The following is a 16,298-nucleotide window of genomic DNA, read 5'->3' on the forward strand; positions in this document are numbered from 1 at the left end:
AGCACCACGCTGCACTGGTGGCGCAACGACGGCGACCTGGCCGACGGCCAGCTGCTGCTGGCCGACATGGGCGTCGAGGTGGACTCGCTGTTCACCGCCGACGTCACCCGCACCATGCCGGTGAACGGCACCTGGACCGACGCCCAGCGCAAGATCTACAACGCGGTGCTGGAGGCCCAGGAGGCCGGCATCGCCGAGGTCAAGGCCGGCGCGGACTTCCTGGCCGCCAACCGGGCGGCGATGTGGGTGCTGGCCGACCACCTGCACCACTGGGGGGTGCTGCCGGTGACCGCGGACGTCTCGTGCGCCACCGACCCGGACGCCCCGGGCGCCGGGCTGCACCGCCGCTACACCCTGCACGCGGTCAGCCACATGCTGGGCATCGACGTGCACGACTGCGGCACCGCCCGGACCGAGCTGTACAAGGAGGGCCCGCTCGGCGCCGGTTACGTCCTCACGGTCGAGCCGGGGCTGTACTTCCAGCCCAACGACCTGTCGGTGCCGGCCGAGTGGCGAGGCATCGGGGTCCGGATCGAGGACGACATCCTGGTCACCGACGGCGCACCGGTGAACCTGTCCGGCGGGCTGCCGCGCCAGCCGGACGAGGTCGCCGCCTGGATGCGGGACGTGCAGTCGCGGCCGGCCGGCCTGACGCTGCCGGGCCACTAGCAGCTCGAGACCCGTGACCTCAGCTTTTGCCGGTGACCTGGTGGTGCCGCCGGGGCGCGGCATACCGGACGGCCTGACGGTGCCGGCCGCCGAGCTGACCGAACGGTTCTCCCGCTCGTCCGGGCCCGGCGGGCAGGGGGTCAACACCACCGACAGCCGGGTGGAGCTGCGCTTCGACGTCCGGCAGTCCGGTGCGCTGACCGAGCAGCAGCGGGCCCGGGTGCTGGCCTACCTGGCACCCCGGCTGGTGGACGGGGTGCTGTCGATCACCGCGGCCGAGCAGCGCTCCCAGCTGCAGAACCGGCAGGCCGCCCGGGCCCGGCTGGTGCGCTACCTCAGCGAGGCGCTGGCCCCGCCGCCTCCGCCGCGCCGGCCCACCCGGCCCTCGCGCGGGGCCCGGCAGCGCCGGCTGGACGTGAAGAAGCAGCGCGGCCAGATCAAGGCCGGCCGGGCCCGGGTGCGCACGCCCGACGACTGATCCGGCGGCGTCGACCCAGCGCCGAATCAGCGCCGAATCAGGGGCAGCTTCAGGTTGATCCGCATCGCCGCCTGAGCCGACGCCGGAACCCAGCCGTCAGGACGGCCCGGTGCGCTCGCCGTTCTCCCGGGCCGGGCTGGCGGACCCGGCTGCCGCCTCGGTGGCAGTGGCATCCGGATCGGCCGGCACGACCGCACCCCCGGCGGGCTCAGCAGCATCCACGGCAGCACCTTCGGCAGGCTCAGCACCAGCCCCGGCCGGCTCGCCCTCCTTGGCCGGCTCGCCGCCCCGGTAGCCGGGAAAGCGCTCCGGCAGCCGGCGGAGGTGGCCGGCCATCGAGCGGTACAGCAGGTAGGTCGCCACCACCAGCAGCAACACCACGAACAGCCCGATCGGGCTGCCCTTGCCGGCGTCGGAGTCGGCCAGCGGCGCCGTCGCGGCCAGCGGAATTGCCACAACCGGCAGGCTCACGGTGCGGGCACCCGCTCCCGCACCCCGGCGAACAGGTCGTCCTCGGGAATGTCGGTGTCGACCAGCGAGCGGGCCAGCTCGAACTGCTCCCAGGGAAAGACCTCGCGCTGGACGTCCAGCGGCACCTTGAAGAACCAGCCCTGCGGGTCCACCTGGGTGGCATGCGCGATCAGCGCGGCGTCCCGCTGCTCGAAGTAGTCGGAGCAGAGGATGCGGGTGGTCACCTTCGGCATCCGCATGGTGGCAGCCCGCTCCTCCCAGCTGGCCAGCCACTCCTGGTACGGCGACTCGATGCCGCGCTCCACCAGCGCGTTGTGCATGGCCTCCACCCGCTCGCGGGTGAACGACACGTCGTAGTAGAGCTTGAGCGGCTGCCAGGGCTCTCCGGTGCCGGGGAACGCCTCCGGGTCGCCGGCCGCTTCGAAGGCCGCCACCGACACCTCATGGCAGCGGATGTGGTCGGGGTGCGGGTAGCCGCCGTTCTCGTTGTAGGTGGTCATCACGTGCGGCTGGAACCGCCGGACCACCTCGACCAGCGCCCGGGTCGCCTCCTCCAGCGGCACCAGCGCGAAGCAGCCCTCGGGCAGCGGCGGCAGCGGGTCGCCCTCGGGCAGTCCGGAGTCGACGAAGCCCAGCCAGTGGTGGGAGACCCCCAGGGCCCGGACCGCCTGCGCCATCTCGGCCCGGCGGATCTCGTGGATGTTCGCCTCGATCTCCGGACGGCCCTTGAGCGCGGGGTTGAGCACGTCGCCGCGCTCCCCGCCGGTGCAGCTGACCACCAGCACCGCGGCACCCTCGTCGACGTAGCGGGCCATGGTGGCCGCACCTTTGCTGGACTCGTCGTCGGGGTGGGCGTGCACGCACATCAGCCGCAACTGCTCGCCGGAATCTGCCACGGCGGCTGCCGCGGCCGGGCCCTGGGCGGCAGACGGGCCGCGGAACGACGGTTCGGAGGTCACGGAAACGGAAGTATCTGGCACCCTGCCATTGTTCCCGATGGGCCTGACAACCCCCACTCCTGGGGCTGCCGAGGCGCCGTGGACGGGCCTGGCGAGGTCCGCCGTTTTCGCGGAACCGCCCGCCGCGGTGTTACGTTCTACAGCTTCAGACACATCACTTGCACCTTTTACCGGCACTGGCCGCCACAGCCCACTGGCCGGCGCAGCATAGGGAGTCACACCGTGAGTACCGAAACCTCGTCGACCACCTGGCTCACTCAGGAGGCCTACGACCGCCTTTCGAGGGAGCTCCAGCAGCTGATCGACAACCGGCCGGCGATGGCCCAGGAGATCAACGCCCGCCGCGAAGAGGGCGACCTGCGGGAGAACGGTGGCTACCACGCGGCCCGCGAGGAGCAGGGCAAGCAGGAGGGCCGGATCGCCCAGCTGACCCAGTTGCTGCGCGATGCCAAGGTGGGCGAGGCGCCTACCAGCGAGGGCACCGCGGGTCCCGGCATGGTGGTCACCGTGCGGTTCGACGACGAGGACGAGGAAACCTTCCTGATCGGCTCCCGCGAGGAAACCGGCACCACCGACCTCGACGTGTACTCCTCGGCCTCGCCGCTGGGCCAGGCGCTGGCCGGCGCCAAGGAGGGCGAGCAGCGCTCCTACTCCACCCCGACCGGCAAGACCGTCACGGTCACCCTGCTGAGCGCCAAGCCCTACCGAGGCTGACTGGGGCTGACTGGGCTGACCGCTTCCTCCGTCCGGACGTAGCCGAAAACCGGCAGGCGTCGTAGCGTCGATCGGGTGACTACCGCACCAGAGATCACCACGCTTGGCCAGTTGCGCGCATCCGGGCACGTGCACCGGGTGGTCAAGGCCGAGATCCGGCAGAACCTGATCGCCCGGTTGGCGGCCGGGCTGCCCACCCTGCCGGGGATCGTCGGCTTCGACGACACCGTGGTCCCCGAGGTCGAGCGGGCCCTGCTGGCCGGCCACGACCTGGTGCTGCTCGGCGAGCGCGGGCAGGGCAAGACCCGGCTGATCCGGACGCTGGTGGGGCTGCTCGACGAGTGGACGCCGGTGATCGCGGGCTCGGAGCTCAACGAGCACCCGTACGCCCCGATCACCCCGGCGTCCCGCCGGATGCTGGCCGAGCTGGGCGATGACCTGCCGGTGAGCTGGAAGCACCGCAGCGAGCGGTACGGCGAGAAGCTGGCCACCCCGGACACCTCGGTCGGCGACCTGATCGGCGACGTCGACCCGATCAAGGTGGCCGAAGGCCGCTCGCTGGGCGATCCAGAAACGGTGCACTACGGCCTGGTGCCGCGCACCAACCGCGGCATCTTCGCCGTCAACGAACTGCCCGACCTGGCCGAGCGAATCCAGGTGGCGATGCTCAACGTGCTCGAGGAGCGCGACATCCAGGTGCGCGGCTACCAGCTGCGGCTGCCGCTGGACCTGCTGCTGGTGGCCAGCGCCAACCCGGAGGACTACACCAACCGCGGCCGCATCATCACCCCGCTCAAGGACCGCTTCGGCGCCGAGATCCGCACCCACTACCCGATCGAGCTCGACGACGAGCTGCGGCTGATCGCCCAGGAGGCGGCGGTGCTCTGGGACGGTGAGGACGCCGCTGCCGAGACCACCGCGCACGGCGCCCCGCTGGTTCCCTCGCACCTGCTGGAGGTGGTGGCCCGGTTCGCCCGCAACGTGCGCGACGCGCCCCAGGTGGACCAGCGCTCGGGGGTGTCGGCCCGGTTCGCGATCGCGGCGGTCGAGACGGTGGCGGCCTCCGCGGTCCGGCGGGCCGCCATCAACGACGAGCCGGTGGCGGTGGCCCGGATCTCGGACCTGCCCGCGATCGTGCCGGCCTCCCGCGGCAAGGTCGAGTTCGAGGACACCGACGAGGGACGCGAGTTCGAGGTGCTGGAGCACCTGCTGCGGCGGGCGGTCGCCGAGACCGGCCGGGCCCGGCTGGCCGGGCTGGACCTGCGGCCGCTGCAGCAGAAGTTCGACTCGGGGCTGCTGGTGGAGTCCGGCGACACCGTCTCGGCGGACAAGCTGCTGGAGCAGCTGGGCAGCATCCCCGGCCTGGCCGTCCTGCTCGAGCGGCTGGAACCGGACAGCGTGCACGAGGGCCCGGCCACCGTGGGGATCGCCGCCGCCGCCGTCGAGTTCGCCCTGGAGGGGCTGTACCTGAACAAGCGGCTGGCCAAGGAATCGGCCGGCGGCCGCACGGTCTACGGCGCATGAGGGACACGGCATGAGCGAGCATCGAGCGGAGCGAGGAGCGCAGCGAATGCCGGCGATGAGCGCTCGCGCGAAGAGCGGTGCAGCATGAGCGAGCATCGAGCGGAGCGAGGAGCGCAGCGAATGCCGGCGATGAGCGCTCGCGCGAAGAGCGGTGCAGCATGAGCGTCCGCTACGGCGCCTGGCACGGCGGGCCCGATCCGCTGGAACCGCCCTACGACATCCGGGAGGCGCTGGACGAGATCGGCGAGGACGTGCTGCGCGGCATGTCGCCCCGCGCCGCGTTGAACCGGCTGATGCGCTCCGGGGTGGACGGCCGCAGCGGCCTGGACGCGTTGCGCCAGCGGGCCCGCAACCAAGCTCGCAAGCTGCGCAACTCCAACCGGCTGGACGGCACCCTGGACAAGGTGCGCCAGCTGCTGGACCAGGCGTTGGACAGCGAGCGCGCGGCGCTGTTCCCCGACCCGTCCGACTCGGCACGGCTGGCCGAGAGCGAGCTCGATGCGCTGCCGTCCGACACCGCGCGGGCCGTCCGGCAACTGGCCGACTACCAGTGGCGCTCCCCCGAGGCCGCCGCGGCGTACCAGCAGATCTCGGACCTGTTGCGTTCGGAGGTGCTCGACGCCCAGTTCGCCGGGCTGCGCGACGCGCTGGCCAATCCGGATCCGCGGGCCATGGAGCAGATCCGGCAGATGCTCGCCGACCTCAACGACATGCTGGACGCCGACGCCCGCGGCGAGCACACCGACGCCGACTTCGCCGAGTTCATGGCCAAGCACGGCCAGTTCTTCCCGGACAACCCGGCCAATCTCGCCGAGCTGGTCGACTCGCTGGCCCGGCGGGCGGCGGCGGCCGAGCGGCTGATGAACTCCCTCACCCCGCAGCAGCGTGCCGAGCTGGGCGCGCTGATGGACCAGGCGCTGAACCAGGCGGGCCTCGGCGAGCAGCTGAACCGGTTGCAGGCTTCGCTGCGCGCGGCACGTCCGGACCTGCCGTGGGGTGGCTCGGAACGCATGTCGGGCGAGCAGCCGCTCGGTTATGCCGACGGCACCCAGGCCCTGGCCGAGCTCGCCGACCTGGACGAGATCGCTGAACTCTCCGGCCAGGACTATCCCGGAGCCAGCCTGGCCGACATCGACGAGGAACTCGTCGAGCGGGCGCTGGGCCAGCAGGCGGTCGAGGACCTGGACCGGCTGCGCCGGATCGAGCGTGAGCTGCAGCGGCAGGGCTATCTGGAACAGGGCAGCCGCGGCCTGCAGCTCAGCCCGCGGGCGCTGCGCCGGCTGGGCAGCACCGCGCTGCGCAAGGTGTTCGCGGCGCTGGAGTCCGGCGGCCGGGGCGAGCACGACCTGCGCGATGCCGGTGCTGCCGGCGAGATCACCGGTGCCAGCCGGGAATGGCGTTTCGGGGACGAGCAACCGCTGGACGTGGTGCGCACGGTCCGCAATGCCGTGCTGCGTGCCGGCCCGGGCCGGGTGCGGTTGAGCGCCGAGGACTTCGAGGTGGTCGAGACCGAGCGCCGGACCGCGGCGGCGGTGGCGTTGCTGGTGGACATGTCGTACTCGATGGAGCTGCGCGGTACCTGGGGCGAGGCCAAGACCACCGCGTTGGCGCTGCACGCCTTGATCAGCACGAAGTTCCCGCAGGATGCCATCGAGATCATCGGCTTCTCCGACTACGCCCGCACCATGACCCCGCGCGACCTGGTGCACCACGACTGGGAACGGGTCTACGGCACCAACCTGCAGCACGCCCTGATGCTGGCGCGCCGGCACCTGGACGCCCACCGCGGCGCGGAGCCGGTGATCCTGGTGATCACCGACGGCGAACCCACCGCGCACCTGGCGGCCGACGGCTACTCCGACTTCTGCTGGCCGCCGTCCCGGGAGACGATCGCGGCGACCCTGGCCGAGGTGCAGCGCTGCACCCGGCGCGGGGCCACCATCAACATCTTCATGCTCGACGACGAGCCGCGGCTGGTCGAGTTCATGCACGAGGTGGGCCGCCGCAACGGTGGGCGGGTCTTCCTGCCCCGGGCGGGCACGCTCGGCGAGTACGTCGTGGCCGACTACCTCAAAGCCCGCACCGGACGGCGCCGGGCGGGCTGAGGGAAGCACGTGGTCCGGCGGGCCGGACCACCCGAGGAACAGAGTGGTTCGGCGCCCGCCGGACCATAACCGAGTAACAGGGTGGTTCGGCGGTGCCGGACCACCCGAGAAGCAGGGTGGCTCGACGTCGGCCGAACCACCCGAAGGACATGGCGGATCGACGTCCGCCGCGAACCGTCCGAGGAACGTGGTGGCCCGGCACCCGCCGAGCCACCATCGCTCAGCGGCTGGTCTTGGCCGGGGCCTTGCGGGCGGCGGTCTTCTTCGCCGGAGCAGCGGCCTTGGCGGCGCTCTTGGTCGCGGTGCTCTTCGCCGCGGTGGCCTTGCTCGCGGTGCTCTTCGCCGCGCTCTTGGTCGCGGTGGTGGCCTTGCTCGCCGTGGCCCGGGTGGTCTTGGCCGGGGCCTTGGCCGCGGTGCTCGCCTTGGTGGCGGTCTTGGCCGGTGCGCTCTTGGCCGTGGTGGTCGCCTTGGTGGCGGTCTTGGCCGGGGCCTTGGCCGCGGTGGTCGCCTTGGTGGCCGTGCTGCGGGCCGCCTTGGCCGGGCTTGCCTTGGCAGCGGTGGTCTTCACCGCACCGGCCGCCTTGGTCGCGGTGCTCTTCGCCGCGGCAACCGCCTTCTTGGCGGGAGCCTTGGCGACCTTGCGCCGGCCGGCGACGATCTCCTTGAACTCGGTTCCCGGGCGGAAGGCCGGCACCGAGGTCTTCTTGACCCGGACCTTGGCACCGGTGGCCGGGTTGCGCCCGATCCGGGCGGCCCGGTCGCGCTTCTCGAAAGCGCCGAAGCCGGTGAGGATGACCTTCTCGCCCTTGACGACGTTCGCGTAGACCTCGTCGGTGATCGCATCCAGGATGGCTGCGGTGGACTTGTGGTCGGCATTCAGTCGAGCCGCGACGGCATCGATGAACTGGGTCTTGTTCAAGCTCGTTCCTCCCAATGTGTAGTGCTACCAGGAGAAAGTGTTGCACCAATTGATCAACGATGTGAAATCTTGGCTCAATTCGTTCTGGCGAGTCTTTCGGGCGCTCTTCGGCCAAGATCGCAGTCAAAACTGATTCTGCTTATTCGGTAAGCATATTCTGAGCGCTATCCGCTAATCTGGCCTGGTGAAAACATCTTTGTCAGTTCGGCAGATCACACCCGCCGAAAGCCGGGAATTGCGCCGATCGGTGCTCCGGCCGGGCCAGCCGAGCGGTTCCGGGCAGCCCGGCGAGGACCAGCCCGGCCTGGTTCCGCTCGGCGCGTACGACGGTCAGACGCTGGTCAGCGCCTGCCTGATATTTCCCGAACCGTGCCCGTGGCTACCGGGCCAGCCGGCCTGGCGGCTGCGCGGCATGGCAACCGACCCGCAGCGTCGCGGAACCGGCGCGGGCAGCGCGATCCTGCACGAGGCACGACGAATCGCGCGTGCCGACGGGGCATCGGTGCTGTGGTGCCAGGCTCGCGAGCCAGCGGTCGGTTTCTACCTTCGACATGGTTGGACCACGTTTGCGGGCCTGTTCGACACCGAGATCGGCCCGCATCTGCGAATGTGGCTGTGGTTGCTGCCTTCTGAGCCGGCGCCGGTTCCGGTGCCGATGCCCGGCGGCTGACTCACACCCCGCGCAGCCGCCGGGCGCCGAGGTCGTTTCGGGTGAGCGGCGGGGCGATTCTGATCCGGGCGTCCAGCAGGTAGGCACCGCCGGGTGCCGCGACCAGCGGTTCGAGCAGGCACTCGACCACGTCGGGCAGGTCATCGGCCAGCCGGGACAGCCTCAGCACGACCTCGGTCAGGGCGTCCAGATCGGCGGGTTCGCCGCCGCCGTAGCCGGTCAACAGCGGAAACGCCTTGGGGCCGCCGATCAGATCGGCCGCGTCGAGCGGGGCCAGCGGCACCACGGCATAGGCCCGGTCGTGCAGCAGGTCGGTGGCCAGACCCCCCACCCCGAAGGACATCAGCGATCCGAAGGACCGGTCGTCGTGCACCTGCAGGACGGTGTCGACGCCACGGGGAGCCATCCGCTGCACGGTGGTGGCCCCTGGAAGATCGGCATCGTCGGCAATACCCAGGGAAAGCCAGGCCTCTTCCAGTCCCTGCCGGTCGCGCAGGTGCAACCGGACCGCACCGGGCACCTTCAGCGCCACCGGCCAGCCGAGCCGTTCGGCGGCCCGGACCGCGGCCGCGACATCCCCGGCCTGCTCGGCAGCGACCAGCTCGATGCCGTAGCAGGCGAGCAGGTCACGCGCTTCGGCCCGGCTGAGCGCCCGGCCGGCCGGGGCCCCGGCCAGCACGCCGGTCACCAGCGTGCGCGCCGCGTCGGCGTTCACCCCGGTCAGCTCGGGCAGCCGGCCGCGGTCGCGGCGCCGCCACCTGGCGTAGCGGATCACCCGGGCCAGCGCCGTGACCGCGCTCTCGGGCGAGGAATAGGACGGGATGGAGCCGCGGACCGGCGCCAGCGGGCCCGGTACCGCAAGCCCGGCCGGCACGCCGTCGAAGCCGAGGAACGTCGACAGCACCGGTTTGCGCTGCCCGGCAACGGCGTTGCGCAACTGCTCGGCGACCGCGTCCTGCTGGCCGCGGTGCACCGGCGGCACGAAGATGGTGACCACCGCGTCCACCTCGTCGGCCGCCAGCGCCTCGGCCACCGCGGCACCGAAGTCCTCCGGGCTGGCCGCGACCCCCACGTCCACCAGCCGGGCCAGCGGGATCCCGGCACCGGCCAGCGCGTCGATCACCAGCATGCCCAGGGCGGTGGAATGGCCTACCACGGCAACCCGATCGCCGTCCGGCAGCGGCTGGGTGCTCAGCAGCAGCGCGACGTCGAACAGCTGCGCCAGCGTCTCGGTGCGGATCACCCCGGACGCCTCGAACAGCGCCTGGACGCTGGCTTCGGGCACCTCCACCGAGGTGTGCTGCAGCCCGGCCACCATCGAACCCCGCCCGCTCTTGACGGCCACGATGGGTTTGCGGTGCGCGAACCGGCGGGCGATCCGGGCGAACTTGCGTGGGTTGCCGAAGCTTTCCAGGTACAGCAGGGCGATCTCGGTCGCCGGGTCGCTCTCCCAGTACTGCAGCAGGTCGTTGCCCGACACGTCGGCCCGGTTGCCGGCCGAGACGAAGCTCGACACCCCCAGCCCGCGCCGGGCGGCCTCGGCCAGCACCGCGACCCCGAGCGCCCCGGACTGGCAGAAGAAACCGGCCCGCCCGGCCGGCGGGGCGACCGGCGCCAGCGAGGCGTTCAGCGACACCGCCGGGTCGGTGTTGATCAGTCCCAGGCAGTTCGGCCCGACCACCCGCATGCCGTACCCGCGGGCCGCCGAGACCAGCTCGCGCTGCGCCCGGGCACCGGCCGCCCGGGCCTCCGCAGTGCCGGACTCGCCGAAACCGCCGGACATCACCACCAGGCCGCGCACCCCGCGTGCCCCGCACTGGCTGACCACGCCGGGCACCTCGGCGGCCGGAACCGCCAGCACCGCCAGGTCCACCTCGCCGGGAATCTCGGCGATGCTCGGGTAGGCGGGCGCACCGCCGACCGAGCGCGCGGTGGCGTTGACCGGATAGATCGGCCCGGTGAAACCGGACCGTTGCAGGGTGCGCACCACCAGGTGGCCGAGCTTTTCCGGATCGGCACTGGCTCCGACCACCGCCACCGAGCGCGGGTAGAGCAGCCGGCGGATCGAGGAGGACTCGGCCCGCAGCTCGCGTTCGCGCATCACCTGCTCGGTCAGCTCGGTGGCTGCGATGTCGAACTCCAGGCTGACCTCGCTGCCCTCGATCTGCCGGGACGGCTGGTAACCGGCGTCGAGGAAGACCCGCAGCATCGTGGCGTTCTCGGCCAGCACCACCGCCTCGAACCGGGCGATGCCCAGCTCGCGTCCGATCTCGGCCAGGTGCTCCAGCAGCACCGAGCCGATGCCACGGCCCTGGTGGGCGTCGGCGACCACGAACGCCACCTCGGCGCTGCGGCCGGGCACGGCCGGGTCGGGTCCCGGCAACCGGTCGAAGCGTCCGACCGCGACGATCTGCGGTCCCAGCCAGGCAGCCAGCGCCACCCGGTCGACGTGGTCGACGTGGGTGAACCGGATCAGGTCCCGCTGCGGGATCGTCGGATACGCCGAGAAGTAGCGCAGGTAACGGGTCCGGACCGACAGCTGGGCGTGGAAGGCCACCAGCGCCTCGGCGTCAGCCGGGGTCAGCGGCCGCAGGTGCAGGGTGCCGCCGTCGGCCACCACCACGTCGGCCTCCCAGCCGGGCGGGTAGTCAGCCGGTTCGGCGCCGGTCATCGGTGCGCGCTCGCGCCGGTCGGAAAGCTGCCGCGGCTAGTCACGGGGGTCGGCCGGATCCAGCCCGAGCAGCGGGTAGCAGGCGTTGCGGGTCGCCCAGATCGAGCGGTCCAGCCAGGACTCGCCACCGGGCACCCACGGCTCCGGCGCCGGCTCCCGGCCCTCCCCCATCAGCTCGGGCAGCTCGGCCCGCACCCCGCGCCGGCGCAGCGCGTCCGTCCAGGACGCCGGAACCGGAGTCCGCGGGTCGATCGGCCGGCCGGTCAGCTCGGCCAGCAGGTGCGTCCAGGTGCGCGGCACACAGCGCAGCACCCCGTAGCCGCCGCCGCCCAGGGCCAGCCACCGGCCACCGGCGGCCTGGTGGGCGAGCCGGTGCAGCGCGGCGTAGGCGGCCCGCTGGCCGTCCACGGTCAGCGCCAGGTCGGCCAGCGGGTCCTCGTGATGGGTGTCGCAGCCGCACTGGGTGACCAGCACGTCCGGACCGAACGCGGTCACCGCGCCCGGCACCACCGCGGCGAAGGCCCGCAGCCAGCCGTCGTCCCGGGTGCCCGGCGGCAGCGCCAGGTTGACCGAGGTGCCCTCCGCGGCACCGCTGCCGAGCTCGGTGGCGAAGCCGGTGCCCGGATACAGGGTGCGCGGGTCCTGGTGCAGCGAGATGGTCAGCACCCGCGGGTCCTCGTAGAAGGCGGCCTGCACGCCGTCGCCGTGGTGGACGTCGATGTCGACGTAGGCCACCCGCCGGGCGCCGGCGGCCAGCAGGGTCCGGATCGCCAGCACCACGTCGTTGAACACGCAGAATCCGGCGGCCGAATCCCGCATCGCGTGGTGCAGCCCGCCGGCGATGTTCACCGCATGCCGGGCCGGGCCCTTCCAGACCTGCAGCGCGGCCTGCCGGGAGCCGCCGGCGATCAGCGCCGCCGCGTCGAACATGCCCTCGAACACCGGGTTGTCGGCACTGCCCAGCCCGAAGCCGGAGAAGCCCGGGTCGCTGCCGGCGGCCCGCACCGCGGCCAGGTAGCCGGCGCCGTGCACGGCCAGCAGCTCGGACTCCCCGGCCGGCACCGGCCCGGCCACCTCCAGCCGGTCCAGCACCCCCAGCTCGCGGGCCAGCGAGATCGTCAGGTCCAGCCGCACCGGCGTCATCGGGTGCTCGCCGAAGTCGTAGCCGAGGTATCCCTCCCCCCAGACCAGGGTGGTCCGGCAGTCCGATCCGGTGCCCGGTGGCGAGCTCATGAGCAGAACGGTAACCCTGCCGGCTACGGCGCTACATCCGTAGTGGCGCTCGGCGGCGCGCGCACCCGCCTACCGGTCGCGACCGCTGTCGGGTGGCGTGCTTGGCTAGGCGTGTGAGGTTGGACATACTCAGGCACGGCCCTTGGCCGCCGTCATACGATCGCCCGTTGAATGGAAGAGGCATCATGCCGGTCTCTGTCGAGCTCAGAGCGTTGAACCGCGCGGTGGATGATCTCCGCGCGGCCGTCACGTCCCTGCGCGGCAAGTACGGCGACGTGCCGACCGTAATGCGGCTCCGCAACGATCTCGAACGGCTCGAGCTGGACGTGCAGGACGTCCACTCGCTGCCGCCGACTGGCCTGGGAGGAACCCCCATCGAGATGCACCAGCTGACCGACGAGCCCTACGACGCCTCGATGTGGGCCGACGACGCCGACGACGAGGGCCTGGGCGGCTACCGGGGACGCGCGCGATGACCAAGGCTGCCCCCACCGACCGCGGCACCGGCGTCAATGCCCCGGGCCGGGCCCGCATCGCAGCCCGGACGCTGCGCACCGACCGCTGGTGGGTACCCCAGGCGGTCACCGGAACGGTGCTGTTCCTGTTCGCCGTCTACGCGACGGTGCGCGCCTTCCAGAACGGTGACTACTACTCCGAGCCGTACCTGACGCCGCTGTACTCGCCGTGCCTGGGAGTCAGCTGCGTGCCGCACTCCAGCGACTTCGGAACCCCGATCGGCAGCTGGTTCCCGCTGTCGCCGGCGATCATCATCCTGATCTTCCCGCTCGGCTTCCGGATGACCTGCTACTACTACCGCAAGGCCTACTACCGGGCGTTCTGGCTGTCGCCGCCGGCCTGCGCGGTCGCCGAGCCGCACGGCAAGTACACCGGCGAGACCCGGTTCCCGCTGATCCTGCAGAACATCCACCGGTACTTCTGGTACGTGGCGATGCTGTTCTCGGTCATCCTGACCTACGACGCCATCCTCGGCTTCCGCGACGAGGACGGCGACTGGGGGCACATGGGCCTGGGCACCGTGATCCTGATCGTCAACGCCGCCCTGATCTGGGCGTACACGCTGTCCTGCCACTCCTGCCGGCACATCGTCGGTGGCCGGCTCAAGCACTTCTCCCGGCACCCGTTGCGGTACTGGGCCTGGGGCAAGGTCTCGGTGCTCAACGCCCGGCACATGCAACTGGCCTGGGTGTCGCTGGTGTGGCTGGTCGTCACCGACTTCTACATCTTCCTGCTGGCTCGGGGCAGCTTCTCAGACCCGCGGTTCTTCTAGACCGGCCGGCCGCTGATCTCCCCGTCCGAATAACGACATCCCCAAGGACTGCTGCCGAATGAGCGAATACGAAGAGCACCGCTACGACGTCCTGATCATCGGAGCCGGCGGCGCCGGCCTGCGAGCGGCCATCGCCGCCCGCGAAGCCGGGTTGCGGACCGCCATCATCTGCAAGTCGCTCTTCGGCAAGGCGCACACCGTGATGGCCGAGGGCGGCATCGCGGCCTCCATGGGCAACGTCAACTCCAACGACAACTGGCAGGTGCACTTCCGCGACACCATGCGCGGCGGCAAGTTCCTGAACAACCCGCGGATGGCCGAGCTGCACGCCAAGGAGTCCCCGCAGCGGGTCTGGGAGCTCGAGACCTACGGCGCGCTGTTCGACCGGACACCCGACGGCCGGATCAGCCAGCGCAACTTCGGCGGGCATGAGTACCCGCGGCTGGCCCACGTCGGCGACCGCACCGGCCTGGAGCTGATCCGCACGCTGCAGCAGAAGATCGTCTCGCTGCAGCAGGACGACGGCAACGGCGTCGCCTCGGACGGCAAGCTCAAGGTGTTCGCCGAGCTGACCGTCACCGAGCTGCTGCTCGACGACGGCGGCGCGATCGCCGGGGCGTTCGGGTACTGGCGCGAGTCCGGCCGGTTCGTGGTGTTCCGGGCGCCGGCGGTGGTGCTGGCCACCGGCGGGATCGGCAAGTCCTTCAAGGTGACCTCGAACTCCTGGGAGTACACCGGCGACGGGCACGCGCTGGCGCTGCGGGCCGGCTCCAACCTGATCAACATGGAGTTCGTGCAGTTCCACCCGACCGGCATGGTGTGGCCGCCCTCGGTCAAGGGCATCCTGGTGACCGAGTCGGTCCGCGGCGACGGCGGGGTGCTGCGCAACTCCGACGGCGAGCGGTTCATGTTCAACTACGTGCCGGACGTGTTCCGCAAGAACTACGCCGAGACCGAGGACGAGGCCGACCGCTGGTATAAGGATCCGGACAACAACAAGCGGCCGCCGGAGCTGCTGCCCCGCGACGAGGTCGCCCGGGCCATCAACTCCGAGGTCAAGGCCGGCCGCGGCTCCCCGCACGGCGGGGTGTTCCTGGACGTCTCGACCCGGCTGCCCGCCGAGGAGATCACCCGGCGGCTGCCCTCGATGCACCACCAGTTCAAGGAGCTGGCCGACGTCGACATCACCAAGGAGCCGATGGAGGTCGGCCCGACCTGCCACTACGTGATGGGCGGGGTGCAGGTCGAACCCGACACCGCCGCCGCCGACGGGGTACCCGGCCTGTTCGCGGCCGGTGAGGTGGCCGGCGGCATGCACGGCTCCAACCGGCTCGGCGGCAACTCGCTGTCCGACCTGCTGGTCTTCGGCCGCCGGGCCGGCCTCGGCGCCGCGCAGTACGTGGCGTCGCTGGGCGGTTCGTACCCGATGGTCAACGACAAGTCGGTGGCCGCGGCCGCGGCCGCCGCGCTGGCGCCGTTCGAGACCGAGGCCGGCGAGAACCCCTACACGGTGCACCAGGAACTGCAGCAGACCATGAACGACCTGGTCGGCATCATCCGCACCGAGCCCGAGATGCAGCAGGCGCTGGACCGGCTGGCCGACCTCAAGGTGCGGGCCCGCCAGGTGAGCGTCGAGGGGCACCGGCAGTTCAACCCGGGCTGGCACCTGGCGCTGGACCTGCAGAACATGATCGCGGTCAGCGAGTGCATCGCCCGGGCCGCCCTGCTGCGTCAGGAGAGCCGGGGCGGGCACACCCGCGACGACTACCCGGCGATGAGCTCGGACTGGCGGCAGCGCAACCTGGTTTGCGCGCTCGCCCCGGACGGCGACGGGCTCGGCGAGATCGTCGTCACCGAGAAGCCGGTGCCGTCGATGCGTCCGGACCTGCTGGAACTGTTCGACCGCGACGAGCTGAGCAAGTACCTGACCGACGAGGAGCTTCCCGTGGAGAACAAGGCATGACGTACAAGGCGAAGTTCCGGGTCTGGCGCGGCGACTCCGACAGCGGCGACCTGCAGGACTACACCGTCGAGGTGAACGAGGGCGAGGTGGTCCTCGACATCATCCACCGGCTGCAGGCCACCCAGGCCTCGGACCTGGCCGTCCGGTGGAACTGCAAGGCCGGCAAGTGCGGTTCCTGCAGTGCCGAGATCAACGGCCGGCCGCGGCTGATGTGCATGACCCGGATGTCGACCTTCACCGAGGCCGAGACCATCACCGTCACGCCACTGCGGTCCTTCCCGGTGATCCGCGACCTGGTCACCGACGTCTCGTTCAACTACGAGAAGGCCCGCGAGATCCCGTCGTTCGCCCCGCCGCCGAACCTGGCGCCGGGCGAGTACCGGATGCAGCAGGTCGACGTGGAGCGCTCGCAGGAGTTCCGCAAGTGCATCGAGTGCTTCCTGTGCCAGAACACCTGTCACGTGGTGCGCGACCACGAGGAGAACAAGCAGTCCTTCGCCGGCCCGCGCTACCTGATGCGGATCGCCGAGCTGGACATGCACCCGCTCGACGCCCGGGACCGGCAGCGCGATGCCCAGGAGCAGCACGGCCTGGGCTTCTGCAACATCACCAAGTGCTGCACCGAGGTCTGCCC

Annotated in this window: 15 protein-coding genes; 10 read left to right on the forward strand and 5 right to left on the reverse strand. The window is 71.4% G+C overall.

The window, feature by feature from the left end; translation table 11 throughout:
• Both VLJ82_RS03455 and arfB read left to right on the forward strand, forming a co-directional pair.
• Nucleotides 1-669, forward strand: a 669-nt coding sequence (locus VLJ82_RS03455) for a M24 family metallopeptidase (RefSeq protein ID WP_408661925.1), incomplete at its 5' end; no start/stop codon positions are given.
• 43 nt (nt 670-712) lie between these two features.
• A complete protein-coding gene (gene arfB, locus VLJ82_RS03460; RefSeq protein WP_408661938.1) occupies nt 713-1,147 on the forward strand; it encodes an alternative ribosome rescue aminoacyl-tRNA hydrolase ArfB in 435 nt (144 codons plus the stop codon).
• 96 nt (nt 1,148-1,243) lie between these two features.
• On the opposite strand, the gene VLJ82_RS03465 is transcribed toward arfB, so the two are convergent.
• Together VLJ82_RS03465 and mca are read right to left on the reverse strand one after the other, a co-directional pair.
• The gene (locus VLJ82_RS03465) at nt 1,244-1,618 is read right to left on the reverse strand and encodes a hypothetical protein (protein ID WP_408661926.1); all 375 of its coding nucleotides are present in this window, start codon (nt 1,616-1,618) and stop codon (nt 1,244-1,246) included.
• Entirely contained in the window at nt 1,615-2,484 is an 870-nt protein-coding gene (gene mca, locus VLJ82_RS03470; protein WP_408661939.1) for a mycothiol conjugate amidase Mca, read from the reverse strand. The genes VLJ82_RS03465 and mca overlap by 4 nt, the downstream gene beginning before the upstream one ends.
• A 315-nt stretch (nt 2,485-2,799) precedes the next feature.
• Here mca and greA point away from each other — a divergent pair, with 315 nt between their 5' ends.
• The 3 genes from greA to VLJ82_RS03485 all read left to right on the forward strand — a co-directional run bounded on the left by greA (nt 2,800) and on the right by VLJ82_RS03485 (nt 6,920).
• Nucleotides 2,800-3,291 (forward strand): transcription elongation factor GreA, encoded by a 492-nt coding sequence (greA, locus tag VLJ82_RS03475; protein WP_408661927.1) that lies wholly within the window; start codon nt 2,800-2,802, stop codon nt 3,289-3,291.
• 75 nt (nt 3,292-3,366) lie between these two features.
• Nucleotides 3,367-4,815 carry a magnesium chelatase gene (locus VLJ82_RS03480; RefSeq protein WP_408661928.1) on the forward strand — a complete coding sequence of 483 codons (1,449 nt, stop codon included), beginning with the start codon at nt 3,367-3,369 and terminating at the stop codon, nt 4,813-4,815.
• Between the two features lie 158 nt (nt 4,816-4,973).
• Nucleotides 4,974-6,920, forward strand: coding sequence for a vWA domain-containing protein (locus tag VLJ82_RS03485; protein WP_408661929.1), 1,947 nt, complete (start codon nt 4,974-4,976; stop codon nt 6,918-6,920).
• 220 nt (nt 6,921-7,140) lie between these two features.
• Here VLJ82_RS03485 and VLJ82_RS03490 read toward each other — a convergent pair whose 3' ends face one another.
• Nucleotides 7,141-7,839, reverse strand: coding sequence for an HU family DNA-binding protein (locus VLJ82_RS03490; protein ID WP_408661930.1), 699 nt, complete (start codon nt 7,837-7,839; stop codon nt 7,141-7,143).
• A 247-nt stretch (nt 7,840-8,086) separates the two neighbouring features.
• On the opposite strand from VLJ82_RS03490, the gene VLJ82_RS03495 reads away from it, so the two are divergent.
• On the forward strand, nt 8,087-8,509 hold the full coding sequence (locus VLJ82_RS03495) for a GNAT family N-acetyltransferase (protein WP_408661931.1): 423 nt from the start codon (nt 8,087-8,089) through the stop codon (nt 8,507-8,509).
• A 1-nt stretch (nt 8,510) separates the two neighbouring features.
• On the opposite strand, the gene VLJ82_RS03500 is transcribed toward VLJ82_RS03495, so the two are convergent.
• A complete protein-coding gene (locus VLJ82_RS03500; protein WP_408661932.1) occupies nt 8,511-11,180 on the reverse strand; it encodes a GNAT family N-acetyltransferase in 2,670 nt (889 codons plus the stop codon).
• A 36-nt stretch (nt 11,181-11,216) separates the two neighbouring features.
• Nucleotides 11,217-12,413, reverse strand: coding sequence for an acetoin utilization protein AcuC (locus tag VLJ82_RS03505; protein WP_408661933.1), 1,197 nt, complete (start codon nt 12,411-12,413; stop codon nt 11,217-11,219).
• Nucleotides 12,414-12,637: 224 nt separating this feature from the next.
• Here VLJ82_RS03505 and VLJ82_RS03510 point away from each other — a divergent pair, with 224 nt between their 5' ends.
• From VLJ82_RS03510 to VLJ82_RS03525, 4 genes are all read left to right on the forward strand, one after another.
• Nucleotides 12,638-12,889 (forward strand): hypothetical protein, encoded by a 252-nt coding sequence (locus VLJ82_RS03510; protein ID WP_408661934.1) that lies wholly within the window; start codon nt 12,638-12,640, stop codon nt 12,887-12,889.
• Nucleotides 12,886-13,701 (forward strand): hypothetical protein, encoded by an 816-nt coding sequence (locus VLJ82_RS03515; protein ID WP_408661935.1) that lies wholly within the window; start codon nt 12,886-12,888, stop codon nt 13,699-13,701. The genes VLJ82_RS03510 and VLJ82_RS03515 overlap by 4 nt, the downstream gene beginning before the upstream one ends.
• A gap of 58 nt (nt 13,702-13,759) precedes the next feature.
• Complete coding sequence (locus tag VLJ82_RS03520; RefSeq protein ID WP_408661936.1) at nt 13,760-15,664, forward strand: fumarate reductase/succinate dehydrogenase flavoprotein subunit; 1,905 nt, start codon at nt 13,760-13,762, stop codon at nt 15,662-15,664.
• On the forward strand, nt 15,661-16,298 hold a 638-nt coding region (locus VLJ82_RS03525; protein ID WP_408661937.1), incomplete at its 3' end, for a succinate dehydrogenase/fumarate reductase iron-sulfur subunit. The genes VLJ82_RS03520 and VLJ82_RS03525, both read left to right, overlap by 4 nt.

The sequence above is a fragment of the Jatrophihabitans sp. genome (assembly GCF_035474675.1).
Lineage (GTDB): Bacteria > Actinomycetota > Actinomycetes > Mycobacteriales > Jatrophihabitantaceae > Jatrophihabitans_A.

Excerpts from the sequence above, each read along its gene's own strand:
- VLJ82_RS03505 (WP_408661933.1), bottom strand. The coding sequence starts at position 12,413 with ATGAGCTCGCCACCGGGCACCGGATCGGACTGCCGGACCACCCTGGTC.
- VLJ82_RS03515 (WP_408661935.1), top strand. The coding sequence starts at position 12,886 with ATGACCAAGGCTGCCCCCACCGACCGCGGCACCGGCGTCAATGCCCCG.
- VLJ82_RS03500 (WP_408661932.1), bottom strand. The coding sequence starts at position 11,180 with ATGACCGGCGCCGAACCGGCTGACTACCCGCCCGGCTGGGAGGCCGAC.
- VLJ82_RS03485 (WP_408661929.1), top strand. The coding sequence starts at position 4,974 with ATGAGCGTCCGCTACGGCGCCTGGCACGGCGGGCCCGATCCGCTGGAA.
- mca (WP_408661939.1), bottom strand. The coding sequence starts at position 2,484 with ATGTGCGTGCACGCCCACCCCGACGACGAGTCCAGCAAAGGTGCGGCC.
- VLJ82_RS03520 (WP_408661936.1), top strand. The coding sequence starts at position 13,760 with ATGAGCGAATACGAAGAGCACCGCTACGACGTCCTGATCATCGGAGCC.